A 16,472-nucleotide genomic window follows, 5' to 3' on the forward strand; every position below is an offset into this window, starting at 1 on the left:
TCGATATGATTGATTCAATTTGCCCTCGTAGCTCAGTGGATAGAGCAATCGTTTCCTAAACGATGTGTCGGAAGTTCGATTCTTCTCGGGGGTGTTTTATTATAGGCAAAAGGTCGTTGTTATCTGCTATAGGTAGTTAATAAGGAGATTAGAACGTGTCAACCAGTGATATTACAATTATTATTCCTGCTTTAGAACCGAATGAGAAGTTAATAGCACTCTTAGAGTCCATTCGCAGACAAGATTCAGATAATTTTACAATTATTATCGTTAATGATGGGTCTTCTGCTGACTATGATTCCTATTTTAAGCAAGCGCATGAAGACTTTGGTGCCATTGTCTTAAAACATGAGGAGAATTATGGCAAAGGGCGCGCGCTGAGAACGGCTTTTGACTATATCCTTCACCATCTACCTGATTGTCAGGGAGTCATTACTATTGATTCTGACGGGCAGCATACCTATGCCGATATGATGAAATGTATTGGAGCCTTTGAGCAAGATCCCGATGCCTTAGTTTTAGGAGTTAGAGATTTTCAAAACGAAGTGCCGTGGAAGAGTCAGTTTGGTAATCGCTTAACCCGCTATATTTTAAAAATGGTTACCGGTATTTGCTTAACCGACACCCAAACGGGGTTAAGAGTGATTCCTAAAACTTATTTAGCCAGACTTTTGGAGATTTCAGGCGACCGCTTTGAATATGAATTAAAGATGATCATTGATGCTGCTAAGCAAAAAATTCCAATTAAGGAAGTGGCTATTGAGACCATTTACCATGATGATAATAAGGGGAGTCATTTTAACCCGATCAAGGATTCCATTGCTATTTATAGCGTATTTTTAGAATACATGGCTAATCAGACCTATTTTTGGAAATATATCCTGTCTTCGGTCTCTTCCTTTGTGGTAGATATTCTTTTATTCCATCTCTTTTCTGTACTCTTACCGCACGCCGCAAGTACCCTGACCATTTACTTAGCAACAATTATTGCTCGGACCATTTCATCGGTCTTTAACTACACCTTGAATCGATTTCTCGTTTTCAAGCAAGAATCTAAACAAAGCTTTATCAAATATGTCAGCTTGGTCATTGTGCAGATGTTCTTATCCGGAGGTTTAGTGTCTCTAATAAGCACCATCATGCAATCGCAAGCAACGACCTTTATTAAGATATTTGTCGATTCCATGCTTTTCTTGTTGAGCTACTTTATTCAAAAACACTTTATCTTTAAAAGTAAATAGTATAAGAGTGCGACAGTCACATTAAAGGACGAAATCGCTGGAAAAAACTGGGATAAGCTCAGCTAATCTGAGCGTTACCAGTTTTTGAAGCGGACGTTCGTCCTGTGACTGGAGCAGGTTTGGAGAGTGCGACAAGCGTAAGAAGAAGGAGCTCCCTTAGAAAAGTGCTGTCTTATAAGTTATACTAAAAAATAATAACCGCGACCAGGTCTTCTTCTGGTCGCGGTTATTTTAGTTGTTAATCCAATTCTTGACTTCTGGAATTTGATCAGCAAAGACAAAGGTATAGCCCTGTTTTTTGAGTTCAGGGATATATTTTTTCATGGCTTCGGCAGTCGCTTTGATGGTATCGTGATGGAGGATAACGGCATGGTTATGGGCTTGACTTAAGACACGTTGGGTGATTTGCTTAGTATCCATGGATTTCCAGTCTTCTGAATCAATATCCCAATAGATACCGGTTAAGTCTGGCCTTAAGCGAGCAATACGTTTTCTTTGGGCGCCGTGGGGATTACGGATATATTTAGGGCTGATGCCGGTGGCTTCTTTAATGGCCGTTTCGCCTTGGCTAATTTCGTCAACAACTTCTTTATCTCTTAAATTAGAGAAGTAAGGGTGGTCATAGGTATGGTTGCCAAGTTTATGACCTTCAGCTAAAATCCGTTGACTCACTTGAGGGTACTCTTTAACATGGTTGCCTTGTTGGAAGAACATGGCTTTGATCCCATATTGGTCGAGAATATCTAGAATAGCTCCAGTGTTTTCGGAAGGGCCATCATCAAAAGTTAGAGCGATCAATTTACGGTGATCAATCGAACTACCTGTCAGGTATTGGCCCAGTAGGGGTTGGTTTAATAGTTGATTTAAGACATCGTCTTTGAGCGGCGGATTGGATTGAATCAGACTCTTGGCGTAGATTTTTGTTTTATTAGTAATTGCTTGGAGGCTATTCTTGAGCCGGGGTTGGCCTTCGATATTTATCGCAGTATCTTCGAGGATTTGACTAATTTCGTTAAATTTCTTTAAGTTAGCGTTAATTTGATCAGCTTGAAAACTGGTAGGCAGGTCGTTAAGAATTGATTGGAGTTTATCATCTAATTGGACAATTTCTAAGGCGTTTTTATAGTGAATTTTTAATTCATCGGAGAGGGCATCGCCCACTGAGAAATCAAAGTGGGGAGCTAGCTTTTTAAGGTCAGCCAAGCTAACGCTATTATTTAGAATATCACGAGGATTCACTTTATCGCCAACCACAAAAGCCTCTGAATCATCATGTTGGTAGATTTGGTCAATGGCTTGGATAGCCGCTTGTTTCTGTTCGACCAGGGCAATTTCTTTAAGAGCTTTTTCTTTCTTCTCGGGCGCTAATTTATTGGCATTATCTTTGGCCGCTTGAATCATATCCTCGTCAATTTCGGGGTTTAAATAGGCATGATCGTCATCAATAAAGAGGGCATCCATGGTGATAGTATTTTGGGCTTGGTGCTTTTTATTGATTAGGTGGTGACGATAGGAAAACAGGCCTAAGGTTAATAAAATAATACTAAGTAAAACCAGGATAAGAACTTTTGATTTAGATTTCATGATACACGATTCCTTTTTAATTAATGCTTTATATTATAACCATATCCCGTTAAAAAATATGAAAAAAATATGAAAAATAAGGCAAAAAATATTAAAAAAGCGAACTTAGCTTTTCATAGCTAAGTTCGCTTTCAAGTCGGTAGTTATGCTGCTATTGTTTGACTTTTTTCTTATCTGCTTTGATTGGTATAGTTTGGGAACTTTTCTCGTAGGCCATATTTTTAAAGTCAAAGAGAAAACCTTTGTCTGAGTATGGAGCCTGATTGATGACTTCTTCCCTTGAGAGATAGCTGTAGTCGCCTTTAATGATAGGGGTGGCAAGCTGATGTTTTTGGATTAATTGGTCAGCTTGACTTCTGTCTCCATCAGATAATTTGCCATTAGCGTTCTGCTTCATTAACTCTTGGAAAGTTTCCAGGTCATCTCCCCAGTCTGCTTGGTAGTTTGGAGCCGTGTAGGGGAGGTAGAGCTCACTATTAGAATAATTATCATAGGCTTGTTGTTGACTGAGATAAAGGTCAAAATCTCCTTTTTGGAACCGCTCCATCAAGACTTTTTCCGACAAGGGCAAAATATTAATAACCAGGTGAGGGATTTTGCTTTCCCATTGTTTTTGTAAGTTTTTGGCTATTTTTTGCGAGAGGGCGTTATCGTCGGTAATCAAGTCCAGTTCAATGGCCTCAAATTGATAATCCTCTAAGAGCGCCTGCATACTTTTTTCATTATCAAGAGCAGTTTTTTCTTGGACTTGACCCTCGCTTTGGGGATCTAAGGAGTAGCTGCTTTGTAAACTAGGCACAGTTTCAGTTAGGGACTGCCGGTCGATATTTTGTGCCAGGAGATCTCTTAGGCGCTGGTCATTGAGAATATTCTTCTTCCCGGCTTGATTAATATGGTAGAGGAGATTTTGGCTAAAAGGACGCTTTAATGCGGTCCAATCTTCTTCCGGTGTACGACTAATCAAGATATCTGTTAAGCGTTGTTGGTAGGATTTTTTAGCTGTTTCAGTATTTTTGACATATTGGACACTGAGTTTTTCAGTGGGATAGTCCGTCCAATTATGGTATTCTTCGTTACGGTCATAGGTCCAAGTATCCCAACCGCTCTCCCAAGCGCTTAAATTGTAGGGGCCATTACTCAAAGTATTGATTGATTTTTGCCCATAGAGGTCATAGGTAATTTGACCGATAAAGTTTTTCGGTAGGGGGAAGAGCGCTGGAAAGGCTAGGGCTTGTTTGAGACTGTTATCATCCATATCAGGATCTTTTAAGGTGATTTTTAGCCGGTGATCATCTAAAGCCTGAACATGGAGTTGATCGACACCTACCTCGCCACTTAATACGGAGGAGGCATTATCGATTAAGGCTAACAATTTATAGGCATAAAAATTATGGTGCTCAGGGTTAACTAATTCTTGCCAGGCATAGACGAAATCGCTGGCAGTTACAGGATCATTATTACTCCATTGGGCTTCTGGTTTCAAGTGGATGATAACATCCTTGTTATGACGCTCAATCTCTCCGTTACTTACCCCTAGACTGATAGAACCATCTTTTTCTAAGCGGAAGAGCCCTTCACCCACCATATTCATGGCACTGAGTTCATAAGCCGTTTGCAGCTTATTGGGGTTAAGGGATTTTAATTTATGAGTAGTCGTAAGTCCCAAGGCTTCACGGGGATGTTGGGCTTGTGGTTCCACTTTTTCCTCGGTCTTTGTTTCCGGCTTTTTAGGATCAGTGAAGCGGATTTGATCACAACCGCCCACAAGAACTAGTGAGCCTCCTAGGAGGAGTAAGGGAATGATTTTCTTTTGCATAATATACCTCTTTATTCCATGATGTTCATATTCTAGCATGACTAAGATGCACTCGCAATTTCTCCCGGTTTAAGGAAAGCTTAAAAAACCAGAAAAAAGACTGGGTTTTCACTCCCAGCCTTATTCCTTATCTTCGAGTTGTTTGACGCGATATTCTAAGTGGTTGACTTTATTTTCGAGTTCCTTAATTTGTTCAGTTTGGCTTTGAAAGTGGGCTTCTGTCTCATTAGGTGAGAAGATTTCTAAAACGCCCCAAACTAAGAGAAAGAGAACGATTAGGCCGATTAACAGGTAGCCCCAATTCAAGTGAGGAGATCCCTTATCTAGGTTCTCCAAGGTTTCATCGATATTAAGGTTTTCAATATCATCAATAAATTTTGAACGATTCTTTTTAGGTACTTTATTCATAGTGCTCCTTTCCGTCCTTATATAAACTCGCTAGCTGTTTAATTAGCTAGGGGAAACTGATTTAATGTGGTTTTTGCTTAGCTAAGTTGACCGCTGCCTGGGCGCCGGCTTCAATGGTTTCAATGTCTTCAGCATTGCAATCAATTTCAATTTTAATGGCTGGACAAGCTGCCTGAGCACCCGTTTGTAGGAATTGGTCATAGAAGTCATCGACGGATTGGCAATAATCAGGGTAATCGTGGTCTCCGGAGCCTAGGCTGATAAAAACCTTGCCAGTTAAATCTAAATCTTCCAAGTCTTCATAAAGGTCGACGACATCATCCGGTAATTCTGAGCCATAAGTATAGGTGCCTACAACACAGATATCCACATCGAGAAAGTCTTCGCCAAATAGGTTTAAGGAGGAATCCATATCAACTTCCACCCCTAAATCTTCTAAAGCTTCAGCCATAACGTCACAGGCTTCTTCTGTGTTACCAGTCATACTGGCATAAGCAATTAAGGCTTTCATTCTTATTCTCCTTTAATTTATTCATTTGACTAATAATCCCATCAAGTATAGCAAAAACGACTAAACAGCGCTAGTTTAAGCTTAAAATAAAAACCAATAACTCCTTGTTAAAAGAGGTTATTGGTTGGCTGACATTATTTCATGGCGTAAGGCGAAGCTTGGTCAAAGACCGCTTTTTCTTGGTCATTGAAATATTGATATTGGTGTAGAGTTAATAACTCAATTAAGGTACGTGTTTCGTCAAATTCATTACGTTTGGCTAGGAAAATAATATCTTGAATATAAATAATATTTCTAGCTTGGTAAGCGCAATGCGTTTTGTCATCACCATCTTGTAAGTGGTTATGGACTCTTTCCAAAACAGAAGCATAACATTTAATGGCTTCTTCCACTAAGAAGTCATGTTGGGATAAATTGAGCAAGCTCTTAATAATCGCACATTCCCATTGGACGCAGTCTAAATAATTATCACTTTCAAAGGCAGCGATTAAATTATTTAAATTTTGGTCAAGGTCAGCTGGTAAGTCTTTGGCGCTAGCTTTGTGCTTTAAAGCCCGGTCCATTAAGCGGAAATAGCAAATTGCAAAATAACGCAAACGGAAAGCGACCAAGTCGACATCCTCTAAACTGGTTTTGACAAAAAATCCTCGGTAGGGCCGCATTTCTACAATCTCTTCATCTGCTAATATGGCTAGGGCAGCACGGATTGGGCTACGGCTCATATCTAATTTTTCTGAAATAGCTGCTTCCACAATATGATGATCATTTGGCCAATTGCCTTGGATAATTTGGTCTTTCATATATAGGTAGGCGATTTGCTCAAGCTTTTGTTGTTTTCCCATAATTCATCTCCCCATCTATGGTATTCAAAAAAAAGTTTGATTGCAGGATATAAAGTATCAGTAGAAAATATTACTATATTGACATAGCTAATCATATCTTGCTTAAGATATTGTATATGATTTGTTTAAAAAAGACCAGAAAAACTTGAAAAAAACTAATTTATTTCATAAATTGTTAATAAATCCCTTAAGGCCGAGAAATAAGCATATATTTTAAGGCTTTTATTGTATACTTAGCTATGATAATTTATGAAAGGAAGAAATCAATGATTACCATCAAATCTGAACGCGAAATTCAAGCCATGGCAGAAGCTGGCCGTTTAGTGGCAAGCATTATGGAAGAATTACGCGATATTATCGAACCTGGTATTTCTACCATGGACATTAATGATTTCATTGAAAAACGTACTCGTCAAGCAGGAGCTATTCCTGAAGAAATTGGTTTTGAGGGTTATCCTTATGCATCATGTACCTCAACCAATGATGAAATTTGCCACGCCTTCCCGGATAAAAAGACCATTTTAAAAGCAGGCGATATTTGTTCGGTGGATACTGTCCTCTCTCTGGATGGATTCTTTACTGATACTTGCCATACTTTCAAGATTGGAGAGGTTGATCCTGAAGTCCAACATCTCTTAGATGTTACTAAGAAGAGCCTTTACTTGGGAATTGAACAAGCAGTGGCTGGTAATCGAATTGGGGATATCGGCCATGCTATTCAAAACTATGCAGAAGCGGAAGGCTTTGGTGTTGTTCGTGACTTTGTCGGTCATGGCATCCAACCCACCATGCACGAAGATCCACAAATCCCTCATTATGGGCGTCCTGGACGTGGTCAACGCCTTCGTGAAGGCATGACCATTTGTATCGAACCCATGATTACCATGGGCGGCTATCAAGCCAAGGTGGATAGTAACGGTTGGACGGCACGCACAGTGGATGGCTCCTGGTGTGCCCAATATGAGCATACTCTAGTAGTCACTGCAGACAAACCCAAGATTTTGACCATGCAAAAAGCAGAAGCTGGTGACGAAAATTTAGGCATCGACTCCTTGCAAATTGATTTTAATCGAGGAAATTAAAAGCTAAGGAAGTGAAAATATGAAGCAATCGTCAATTCAAGAAAATCGACGGAGCTACCGCCACCATCAACCCGATGATAATAAGAATAAAGGTAAAGGAAAGAAAATTTTTAAGGGACTGGGCCTGGTTTTAGGAATTATTGTAGTCGTCTTTATTATTCGCTTAGCCTTTAACTTCTTTAATTTTTCCGGGGCCATCTATCAGAATGTTGACCGGGAAAATATGCGTGATAGTCGGATATCGCTCAAGGATGGCGACCCAGTAAATATTTTACTCGAGGGGATCGATAATGGTGCTTTAATGTATGAAAATGTTAAGGATGGCCGTTCGGATGTCATGATGGTGATTACCATCAACCCCAAAGAAGGCAAATCAACCATCCTAAGCCTCCCCCGCGACACCCTGGCTCCCCAAGGGAAGACTAATGACTTCAATAAATTGAACCATGCTTATATGAACGGTGGCATGGAGGACTCCATTAATTCCATCCAACGTTTTCTTGATGTCCCTATTGACCACTATGTTGAAGTCAATATGCAAGGCTTCATTGATATTATTGATGGCATGGGCGGTATTGAGATTACTTCGCCAATGACTTTTGAACAAGATGGGGTCAGCTTTACTGAAGGAGAAACACGGACCTTATCTGGTAAGGAAGCCATGATGTATGTACGGATGCGTAAAATGGATCCTGAAGGGGATATTGGCCGGCAAAAACGTCAACAACAATTGGTTCAAGCTGTTATTGACCGACTCTTATCCATGGATACGGTCTTTAATTATGAAGAAATTCTGAATACTCTCGGTGATAACTTGCGGACTGATTTACGGCCCAATGATATGCTGGCCCTCCAACAAAATTACTTACAAGCCCTTAAGAATCCTATCCACTTAGTCTTTGATGACTGGTTGGATTTGAATTTAACTTTTGGTTGGTATTTAGCGATTGAGGAAGAAGACCGCATCCGCATGTCTAATCGGATTCGGGCCTTACTGGAACTGGAACCGACCCAGTCGGCGATTGTTTACCCGGTAAGTTTTAATATTCCATCAGTCTATTTCCCTGTTTCGGATTTAAATGGTAATGGCATTCTAGAAGACGAAGAAATGGCCATTAAACCGGGCGTATATGAGAAAGATAAACTCGACCGTTTGATTGAAAAAGAATTTGGAGAAGAAGGTTTAAATTATGAGGCCCAAAATCAACCGCAAGTTGACGATGCTTCAGGGGATACGGTGAGACCAAGTGAAAATGGTTTGCCTCAAGCTGAAAGTCAGCAGCCTGCCTATCAGCCACAAGCACCGGTTAGTCCGACTCCCGCCCCCCAGCCTCAAGCTCCCGCACCCCTCCCTCAAGCTCCGGCTTCCCAAGCCCCAGCCTTGGGACCCAACCAAGCCCAACAACCGGCAGCAGGAGGGGGAGCACTGGCGCCAGAAAACACAGTGCCCGCTCAACAAGTTCCGGGAAGCTATTAATTGAATAAGAAATTGAGAAGTGAGAAAAGAAAGGAAGTCGATCATGGGCATTAGAAATGCACTATACGCTGGTAGTTTTGATCCAATGACTAAAGGTCATGTCGATATGATCGAGCGCGCTAGCCGTATTTTTGATACCCTCTATGTTGCTGTAGCAGTGAATACCACCAAACAAGCCCTCTTTAGTGATGAAGAAAAATTAGCCTTGTCTAAAGAAGCCTTAGCTGGGTTGGATAATGTGGAAGTCATGCGTCTTACGGGGGGGTTGACCATTGACTTAGCCAAATCTCTGAATTGCTGTGCCCTCATTCGTGGCGTCCGCAATGTCAAAGACTTTGAGTATGAGACTAACATTGCCCTGATGAACAAACTGCAAGCGGATGATGTCGAAACCTTACTCATGCTGTCGGATGAAAAATACCGCTTCGTCTCCTCCAGCCTTATCAAAGAAACCGCCTATTTCGGTGGGGATGTGTCTGCCTTAGTGCCTGAATGCGTCAATCAAGCTATTATTGCTAAGTTTAAGAAAGAAGACGAAAAAGATTAATGTTCGGAATTAGCGATTATAATCAAGGGTTATTTCCTTAAATTTCTCTATAAAACGAATATTTTTCGTTAAAATAGCCGATTAGCCTTGATTTTTAATGGCGTGGTGTTACAATGTTAAAGGTTTATTTTAATAGTTTGAATGATTTAGTGAAATTAGGAGAGAATAAATGCAAACTTTTGATTATGAGCAAGTCCAGTTAATCCCTGCTAAATGTATTGTACAGAGCCGGTCGGAATGTGATACGGGTATTCAATTTGGACCTCATAAGTTCAAGATTCCGGTTGTCCCTGCTAATATGCAAACGGTCCTTAATGAATCCTTAGCCGAAAAATTAGCGGCTAATGGCTATTTCTATATTATGCACCGTTTTGAACCGGAAAAACGTTTAGATTTTATCCGTCGTATGAATCAAAAAGGACTTTATACTTCGATTAGTGTTGGGGTGAAGCCTGAAGAATATGACTTTATCGATGAAGTGAAAGAGTCTGGCGAAAAGGTAGATTACATCACTATTGATATTGCCCATGGTCACTCCCATACAGTTATTGATATGATTAAATATATCAAGAAACAATTGCCTGATGCTTTTGTCATTGCAGGTAATATTGCCACTCCAGAAGCCGTCCGCGACTTAGAAAATGCTGGTGCTGACGCTACCAAGGTTGGTGTAGGGCCAGGTCGGGTATGTATTACTAAGATTAAAACCGGTTTTGGGACCGCAGGCTGGCAATTAGCGGCCATTCGCCTATGTGCTAAAGCAGCCCGTAAGCCAATTATTGCTGACGGGGGGATCCGTACCCATGGTGACATTGCTAAGAGCTTCCGCTTTGGCGCTTCTATGGTGATGATTGGGTCCTTACTAGCAGCCCATGAAGAATCGCCAGGTGAAGAAGTCATTCAAAATGGACAAAAATATAAGGAATATTTTGGCTCTGCTTCTGAATTTCAAAAGGGCGAATATAAGAATGTTGAAGGCAAGAAAATTTTAATTGAAAGCCGCGGCAGCATCTTCAAAACCTTGAAAGAAATGCAAGAAGACTTACAAAGTAGTATTTCTTACGCAGGTGGTAGGGATTTAGGTGCATTACGCACAGTTGACTATGTGGTCATTCCAAGCATCTATAATGGAGATTAATACGGTATTGAAATTGAGGGCTGGAGAAAAACTTCAGCCCTTTTTTATTGCTTAATCAGCTTAATGATGAGCTTATTACCAGGAGAGATCGCTATTTTGTCAAAAGTATGCGGACCTTATTCATCTGCTGCACTAGCAATGAGAGGCACATGAGAAGCTTTATCTTATTAAGGAGGAAAACCTTATGAAAACTGCAATTATTACTGATAGTACAGCGGCCTTACCAGAATCTTTAGCCAAACATCCAGATGTTTACCAAGTCTATTTACAAATTAATTTAGCCGATGGGTCGACGATGACCGACACCAGCGATAAGGACAAAGTGACTGCCTACTATCACAGTCTGGCAAGCATGAAAACTTTACCAAGAACCTCCCAACCTAGCATGGGGGAAGTGGTCCAAGTGATGGATGACCTAGTAGCCAAGGGTTATGATGAGGTATTAATCATGACTTTTCCTTCGGCCTTGAGTGGAACCTTTCAAAATTGTCAAAGCGTGGCCCAAGATTACCAAGACCGTCTATCCGTTTATTTGATGGACACTCGGCAGACTTCCATTCCCCTAGCTTACTTGGTTGAAGTCGCTTTAAACTTGATCGAGGCTGGAAAATTATCCCTAGCTGAGATTGTTGACCTTTTGAACCACTTGGATGAGGCGATGGTGATCTATGTCATCGTTGGCAATCTTGATAATCTTGTCAAAGGGGGTCGAGCAAGTAAGGGAATGGCGCTCTTAGGCAATTTACTGAAGATATTCCCCATTGTCCGAATTGAACGTAATGGTGCCTTGGAAATGGTCGAAAAAGTTCGCACCCAAAAGAAGGCCCTCAAGCGGATGGAAGAATTAATGGAAAAAGAGATGACCGCTTATCCAGAGGGCTTGGAATTAGCTCTCATCACCACTCCAGATAGTCTTTTAGCCGAGGAGTTCGAACAAATGATTGCTAAGGATGAAAGTCAATATCCTATCCGGCACGGCTTGATTCCCCCTGTAATTGGCACCCACTTGGGTTGTAATAGTGTCGCTTTTTGTGTACTCCCCAAAGTTGAAAATTTTAAGTTATAATATAAGCAAAGCTTAAATAAGGAGGTTGTTTAAATGAAAGCAGCAATTTTAACCGATTCTACGGCGACACTCAATGATCGCTTGCTTAATCATCCCGATATTTATTATGTTTCTTTACAGCTCCATTTTTCCTCAGGAGAGACTTTTATTGAGACTGAAGACCGTAGCATCTTACCGGAATTTTATCATCGCTTGAAAAATGCCAAAGAGCTACCTAAGACTTCTCAACCCCGCCCCCAAGACTTCTATGCCATTTATGAAGAATTAGTGGATAAAGGTTATGATACCGTCTTCTTGATTCCCTTGAGTGCTGTGTTAAGTGGTACTAGCCAGACCGGACAATCGGTAGCTAGTGAATTTGAAGACCAAATTAAAACTTATGTGATTGATACTGGTCGGGCAGCAACGCCTCTGCGTTACCTGGTGAGCCAAGCTTTAGATTTAGTGGAAGCTGGGGCTGAGCCTGAAGAAGTGGTGGCTAAGATTAAATGGTTAAATGCACACACAACTATCTGGGCTTTAGTAGGCGATATTAATAATTTAGTTAAGGGCGGCCGGGCTTCACGGGCTCAGGGTTTACTGGGGTCCTTATTAAAAATCGTTCCCTTGATTGAATTTGACCAAGAAGGAAATATTTCCGTTTTAGCCAAGGTGCGGACCAAGCGTAAGGCTTTAATGAAGCTAGCTGACGCCTTTATCGAGGAAGCCAAGAAATATTCTCAGGGCTATAAAGGCACCATTGCCCATGCTGATGATGAATCAGGGGCCAAAGAGCTGGCAGATTTAATTCGCGAGAAATTACCAGACATTGAAATTGAATTTGATTGGTTAACCCCAGTAGTGGGGACTCACGGGGGGACAGGTACCCTAGCCACAGCCGTATTACCTAGTTTAAAGAATTATTTACTCACTAAATAAGCATAAATCATCAAGTCTCTTAATCATCAAGTTGGGAGACTTTTTTATTAGACTGGCTGCTGAAAAAGCAATCTGGCAAAGAGTTTTAAGATCTCTTTGAAGATATCTTAGTGGATAACTGTTAAAATAGGGCTTAACACGCTATAATAAGTAAGACAGAAGGGGTGGAAGGATGCAATTAACCAGTTTAGTCTATTTGGAGCGTGATGAGCGCTTTTTAATGTTACACCGTATCAAGAAGGCACATGATATCAACCAGGGGAAATGGGTTGGCATTGGCGGGAAGTTCGAACTAGGAGAAGCTCCTTTAGAATGTGCTAAGCGGGAAGTAAAGGAAGAGACCGGCTGGGAACTTAAAGATGCAGAATTTCGCGGTATCGTCACCTTTATCTATGCCGATGACGAGCCCATGTATATATTTGTTTATACAGGCACCCTGGCCAGTGATGATGTCAGGGAGAATGATGAAGGGGTAATGGCTTGGATCCCTAAAGATGAAGTCTTAGACCTCCCGCTTTGGGAAGGCGACCGCTTATTCTTAGAGCCCTTAATGACTAGTGATGACCTGTTTGATATTAAGGTAGTATATGATGAGAACAGCCAGCTACTGGCTTATGAGGATAACAGTCAATAAAAAGGAGAATGCTAGATGTTAGTGGATATGGCCTGTCACATTGCCAAAGTGGATCATACAGACTCTAATAAAGAGCAATTAGCTATGGCTAATACCATTTGGCAAAGTGGTGTGACCCATGTCCTAGCCACTGCTTCCTATCCGACTGATCCAAGAGCTACGGGGGCTTACTTAGTACAGGCCGCTGAAGCTTTTCAAGAAGACTTAGACCGGCGGGGGATTGCCTTAATGGTCTACCCGGGTCAGATTATTGACTTAGACCAAGCGATTTCCTGGGATGACTTATCCCAAGATATTCTCTATGCTGATCTCAACCAGCGCTATGTTCTAGTTAAATTAAATCAAGAGGAGCCCCAGCGCTACTTTGAACCCTTACTTTTCGAATGGTTGAAGCATGATATCCGCCCAGTCTTAGTCCAAATTGAGGAAAACCAAGCCCTCATGCGAGATATTGATCAAGTTTACCAGTGGGTTGACCAGGGGTGCTACACGGCCTTGACGGCGGGAAATCTACTAGGCCGGCAGGGCAAACAAGTAAAGAAACAATGCCATTACTTATTGGAAGCCGGTTTAGCCCACTTGCTGGGGAGTTTTTCCACGAGCAGTGACGACTACCAATTACGCCAGGCTTATGCTGCCTTGGAAAACCGCTATGGACAGAGCATTAGCTTTGATATCCAGCAGAATGCTAGGGCTTTGATTAATGGAGATCCTTTAATCGACCATTTTCAAATTAAAAAGAAAAAACGTTTCTGGTTCTTCTAGAAAGTTAAAACAGGCCTTTTCTTAATCAATTCGAAAGGCTGCTATGATTATTTTAAAGAAATGAGGATGTGACAGTTTACCATGAAGCAGTACAAAGGACGATCATTGGCTTCTTTTTTTCGGGGGCTTAAGCGGCAGTGGCTGTTTATCTTCTTAGGGGTCCTGCTTGGGATTGTGGTGGCCAGTGCTTATAATTTCTTATGGGCAGAGGCAGAATACGCCTCACAAACTCAAATCGTGGTCACCCCTAAGGACAGTGATAAGGACAAGGCGGACGAAAAGAAAGCGGGCTTAAAAACCTACGACGACTTGCTCCATACGCCACTTATCTTACAACCAGTGGCCCAAGCTCACCAAAGGGACGTTGAAACTTTGAGTGAGAATACCCATTTAGAAGCCGATCAAAAATCGGCAGTCTTCAATGTGATTGTGACAGACGGGAATGCTAGTCAAGCGCAAAGCTTGGCCTCCGATATTAGTAAAGAATTTATCCAACAACTTCCCCAAGTCCTCGATGTTGAAAAAGTGACCTTATTAAGCCCAGCCAGCTATAATGAGAAACCGGTTAGTCCCAATTACTGGTTCAATCTCCTCTTAGGAGCTGTACTTGGGGGCTTAGTCAGTCTAGTTATCCAAGCCATTCGGGTGCTTAACGATGATACGGTACGGAGTCAAGCTGTGGTTGAAGAAATGGGTTGGTCCTTAATTGGCGTCTTACCGCAAATGAGTGAGGAGTCCATTGAGGTGACCCGCTTTAAACGTCGTTACAGAAGCCAGGATGACAATGATGAGACCAAACGGCGAATTTAGTAAAGGTGATCAAGTCTTATGTTTAATTTCAAACAACGAAAAATTGACAAGAAAAATAAGGAACAACGGCGTGGCGTGAGTTTAATCACGGCTGCCGATCCTAATCATGTGATTTCAGAACAGTTTCGCACGATTCGTACCAATATCCAATTTGCTATTGATGCTTATCATTTGAAGACCCTAATGTTTACCTCATCAGGCCCCTGGGAAGGGAAGTCCACCATTGCCGCCAACGTGGCGACGACCATGGCGCATTTAGATGGGGTACGCGTTTTGATGATTGATTGCGATTTACGTAAGCCTACAGTGCATAAAACCTTCGATATTCATAGCCGCAAGGGTTTGACAACATATCTTACTGACCGCGATGTCGATTACATGGATGTCGCCCAATATGTGGCTGAAGTGAACACCTATGTGATACCAGCTGGTCCTATCCCGCCTAACCCGGCCGAGCTCTTGAGTTCCCAACGGATGAGTGACTTATTGGAAGACGTGACCGCTGTCTTTGACTTGGTTATCATTGATGCTCCCCCACTCTTACCAGTGACTGATGCCCAAATTATTGCCAGCCGAACAGATGCCAGTGTCTTCGTCTTACGGGAGGGTGTGGCCAGTTACCAGGATATTCAAAAATCCAAGCGCCTCTTGGAAAGCGTTGATGCTAACGTCATTGGGGCCATCTATAATGGAGCAGATGGCCAAGGGATGAATGCGTACTATGGCTATGGTTACCGTGATGAAGATATTGATAGTGAGGATTTACAGTCCTAGCTCTTAATAAACTGGGAGAGATCGATAAGATGAATAAATTAGCTTTAACTTTACTGAGCTTAGCTGGACTGCAGCTTTGGGACTGGCGTCATTCCCAAGTTAAGGCTCCCTGCCTAAGTGACCAAGATAAAATGGACTATAGTAAAGGTGAAGAATCTAGTAAGAAAAATTTAACCAATGGAGGTAGATAACGTGGCTAAACCGATACATGCTGCTTTGACTTATGCGCAGAACGAAGAATTAAAACGCTTGAATACCCAATATGCCAAGAACGATGTCAGCCAAGTGTTAAAAACAATTCAAGAATTTATCAATAACTACCAAGAATACTTTATGGATGGGCAAATTAATATGTTCGCTATTGAGGCCCAACCTAATTTACGGAACCATACCGCTCGTACGGCTTTTGTCATGATTAATTTAACCGGCAAGACCATTACGGAAATGAATGCGCATTTAGAGTTTAAAATTGATGACTTTGACCTCCAGTTCGAGCCAGTGGACTGGGAAATCCCAAGTGATTTTCTAGGGAGTTGGGCGCCTAACTATGCCATTATGGTAGTCGATGACATCCCTATGCAAGGGCAACCGACCAAGGCGAGCTATCTTCTCGATGACATTGAACTATCGGTAAGCAATGTTACCGTAGTCAATGCCTAAGCTAGGATTTAAGTTGGAGAAAATTATAAATAATAGAAAAAACGGAGTAGCCTGATTGTGGGCAACTCCGTTTTTGTTTGTTTAATTTTTTGAACGTTGGCTACCTTTCGTCCTTTGTTGTGACTGTCGCACTCTATTAAACGTGTTCTAAGCGCGAGGTGAGCTCCATTTCAGAAGTCCTTGCAAATTCTCTTTGAGA

18 protein-coding genes and 1 tRNA gene are annotated in these 16,472 nt (G+C 41.6%); 14 read left to right on the forward strand and 5 right to left on the reverse strand.

Annotated features, from left to right (window positions below; genetic code table 11):
- Positions 1-21: 21 nt before the first annotated feature.
- Positions 22-94: transfer RNA gene (locus CJ190_RS01810), tRNA-Arg, on the forward strand.
- Positions 95-155: 61 nt separating this feature from the next.
- A complete protein-coding gene (locus CJ190_RS01815; RefSeq protein ID WP_064292912.1) occupies positions 156-1,241 on the forward strand; it encodes a bifunctional glycosyltransferase family 2/GtrA family protein in 1,086 nt (361 codons plus the stop codon).
- Between the two features lie 231 nt (positions 1,242-1,472).
- Here the strand turns inward: CJ190_RS01815 and CJ190_RS01820 are convergent, their stop codons facing one another.
- The 5 genes from CJ190_RS01820 to CJ190_RS01840 form a co-directional block, all read right to left on the reverse strand.
- Complete coding sequence (locus tag CJ190_RS01820; RefSeq protein ID WP_064292238.1) at positions 1,473-2,825, reverse strand: polysaccharide deacetylase family protein; 1,353 nt, start codon at positions 2,823-2,825, stop codon at positions 1,473-1,475.
- Between the two features lie 151 nt (positions 2,826-2,976).
- Positions 2,977-4,641 carry an ABC transporter substrate-binding protein gene (locus CJ190_RS01825; RefSeq protein WP_064292239.1) on the reverse strand — a complete coding sequence of 555 codons (1,665 nt, stop codon included), beginning with the start codon at positions 4,639-4,641 and terminating at the stop codon, positions 2,977-2,979.
- Between the two features lie 120 nt (positions 4,642-4,761).
- Positions 4,762-5,049 (reverse strand): hypothetical protein, encoded by a 288-nt coding sequence (locus tag CJ190_RS01830; RefSeq protein WP_064292240.1) that lies wholly within the window; start codon positions 5,047-5,049, stop codon positions 4,762-4,764.
- Between the two features lie 61 nt (positions 5,050-5,110).
- Positions 5,111-5,560: a flavodoxin gene (locus CJ190_RS01835; protein ID WP_064292241.1), complete on the reverse strand. Its 450-nt coding sequence runs from the start codon at positions 5,558-5,560 to the stop codon at positions 5,111-5,113.
- A gap of 134 nt (positions 5,561-5,694) precedes the next feature.
- A complete protein-coding gene (locus CJ190_RS01840) occupies positions 5,695-6,402 on the reverse strand; it encodes a GntR family transcriptional regulator (protein ID WP_070597995.1) in 708 nt (235 codons plus the stop codon).
- Positions 6,403-6,668: 266 nt separating this feature from the next.
- On the opposite strand from CJ190_RS01840, the gene map reads away from it, so the two are divergent.
- The 12 genes from map to CJ190_RS01900 all read left to right on the forward strand — a co-directional run bounded on the left by map (position 6,669) and on the right by CJ190_RS01900 (position 16,273).
- A complete protein-coding gene (gene map, locus CJ190_RS01845; protein ID WP_064292243.1) occupies positions 6,669-7,484 on the forward strand; it encodes a type I methionyl aminopeptidase in 816 nt (271 codons plus the stop codon).
- 19 nt (positions 7,485-7,503) lie between these two features.
- The gene (locus CJ190_RS01850; protein WP_064292244.1) at positions 7,504-8,961 is read left to right on the forward strand and encodes an LCP family glycopolymer transferase; all 1,458 of its coding nucleotides are present in this window, start codon (positions 7,504-7,506) and stop codon (positions 8,959-8,961) included.
- A 43-nt stretch (positions 8,962-9,004) separates the two neighbouring features.
- Positions 9,005-9,508: a pantetheine-phosphate adenylyltransferase gene (gene coaD, locus CJ190_RS01855; protein ID WP_064292245.1), complete on the forward strand. Its 504-nt coding sequence runs from the start codon at positions 9,005-9,007 to the stop codon at positions 9,506-9,508.
- Positions 9,509-9,677: 169 nt separating this feature from the next.
- Positions 9,678-10,646 carry a GMP reductase gene (locus CJ190_RS01860; protein ID WP_064292246.1) on the forward strand — a complete coding sequence of 323 codons (969 nt, stop codon included), beginning with the start codon at positions 9,678-9,680 and terminating at the stop codon, positions 10,644-10,646.
- 184 nt (positions 10,647-10,830) lie between these two features.
- The gene (locus CJ190_RS01865) at positions 10,831-11,712 is read left to right on the forward strand and encodes a DegV family protein (RefSeq protein WP_064292247.1); all 882 of its coding nucleotides are present in this window, start codon (positions 10,831-10,833) and stop codon (positions 11,710-11,712) included.
- A 33-nt stretch (positions 11,713-11,745) separates the two neighbouring features.
- The gene (locus CJ190_RS01870; protein WP_064292248.1) at positions 11,746-12,630 is read left to right on the forward strand and encodes a DegV family protein; all 885 of its coding nucleotides are present in this window, start codon (positions 11,746-11,748) and stop codon (positions 12,628-12,630) included.
- 172 nt (positions 12,631-12,802) lie between these two features.
- A complete protein-coding gene (locus CJ190_RS01875) occupies positions 12,803-13,264 on the forward strand; it encodes an NUDIX hydrolase (RefSeq protein ID WP_064292249.1) in 462 nt (153 codons plus the stop codon).
- Positions 13,265-13,279: 15 nt separating this feature from the next.
- Positions 13,280-14,029, forward strand: coding sequence for a CpsB/CapC family capsule biosynthesis tyrosine phosphatase (locus CJ190_RS01880; protein ID WP_064292250.1), 750 nt, complete (start codon positions 13,280-13,282; stop codon positions 14,027-14,029).
- 81 nt (positions 14,030-14,110) lie between these two features.
- A complete protein-coding gene (locus CJ190_RS01885) occupies positions 14,111-14,839 on the forward strand; it encodes a YveK family protein (protein WP_082888598.1) in 729 nt (242 codons plus the stop codon).
- A gap of 18 nt (positions 14,840-14,857) precedes the next feature.
- On the forward strand, positions 14,858-15,613 hold the full coding sequence (locus CJ190_RS01890; protein ID WP_013669688.1) for a CpsD/CapB family tyrosine-protein kinase: 756 nt from the start codon (positions 14,858-14,860) through the stop codon (positions 15,611-15,613).
- Positions 15,614-15,642: 29 nt separating this feature from the next.
- Complete coding sequence (locus CJ190_RS01895; protein WP_156496336.1) at positions 15,643-15,804, forward strand: hypothetical protein; 162 nt, start codon at positions 15,643-15,645, stop codon at positions 15,802-15,804.
- A 1-nt stretch (position 15,805) separates the two neighbouring features.
- A complete protein-coding gene (locus tag CJ190_RS01900) occupies positions 15,806-16,273 on the forward strand; it encodes a hypothetical protein (RefSeq protein WP_064292252.1) in 468 nt (155 codons plus the stop codon).
- The last annotated feature ends 199 nt before the right edge of the window (positions 16,274-16,472 follow it).

This window comes from Aerococcus loyolae, assembly GCF_002871915.2.
Classification (GTDB): Bacteria; Bacillota; Bacilli; order Lactobacillales; family Aerococcaceae; genus Aerococcus; species Aerococcus loyolae.

Bases quoted from the DNA above. Each gene is read 5' to 3' on its own strand.
- CJ190_RS01885 (WP_082888598.1), top strand. From the start codon at position 14,111: ATGAAGCAGTACAAAGGACGATCATTGGCTTCTTTTTTTCGGGGGCTT.
- CJ190_RS01840 (WP_070597995.1), bottom strand. From the start codon at position 6,402: ATGGGAAAACAACAAAAGCTTGAGCAAATCGCCTACCTATATATGAAA.
- CJ190_RS01820 (WP_064292238.1), bottom strand. From the start codon at position 2,825: ATGAAATCTAAATCAAAAGTTCTTATCCTGGTTTTACTTAGTATTATT.
- CJ190_RS01835 (WP_064292241.1), bottom strand. From the start codon at position 5,560: ATGAAAGCCTTAATTGCTTATGCCAGTATGACTGGTAACACAGAAGAA.
- CJ190_RS01875 (WP_064292249.1), top strand. From the start codon at position 12,803: ATGCAATTAACCAGTTTAGTCTATTTGGAGCGTGATGAGCGCTTTTTA.
- CJ190_RS01870 (WP_064292248.1), top strand. From the start codon at position 11,746: ATGAAAGCAGCAATTTTAACCGATTCTACGGCGACACTCAATGATCGC.
- CJ190_RS01860 (WP_064292246.1), top strand. From the start codon at position 9,678: ATGCAAACTTTTGATTATGAGCAAGTCCAGTTAATCCCTGCTAAATGT.
- CJ190_RS01825 (WP_064292239.1), bottom strand. From the start codon at position 4,641: ATGCAAAAGAAAATCATTCCCTTACTCCTCCTAGGAGGCTCACTAGTT.
- CJ190_RS01850 (WP_064292244.1), top strand. From the start codon at position 7,504: ATGAAGCAATCGTCAATTCAAGAAAATCGACGGAGCTACCGCCACCAT.
- CJ190_RS01830 (WP_064292240.1), bottom strand. From the start codon at position 5,049: ATGAATAAAGTACCTAAAAAGAATCGTTCAAAATTTATTGATGATATT.
- coaD (WP_064292245.1), top strand. From the start codon at position 9,005: ATGGGCATTAGAAATGCACTATACGCTGGTAGTTTTGATCCAATGACT.
- map (WP_064292243.1), top strand. From the start codon at position 6,669: ATGATTACCATCAAATCTGAACGCGAAATTCAAGCCATGGCAGAAGCT.
- CJ190_RS01890 (WP_013669688.1), top strand. From the start codon at position 14,858: ATGTTTAATTTCAAACAACGAAAAATTGACAAGAAAAATAAGGAACAA.
- CJ190_RS01865 (WP_064292247.1), top strand. From the start codon at position 10,831: ATGAAAACTGCAATTATTACTGATAGTACAGCGGCCTTACCAGAATCT.
- CJ190_RS01895 (WP_156496336.1), top strand. From the start codon at position 15,643: ATGAATAAATTAGCTTTAACTTTACTGAGCTTAGCTGGACTGCAGCTT.
- CJ190_RS01880 (WP_064292250.1), top strand. From the start codon at position 13,280: ATGTTAGTGGATATGGCCTGTCACATTGCCAAAGTGGATCATACAGAC.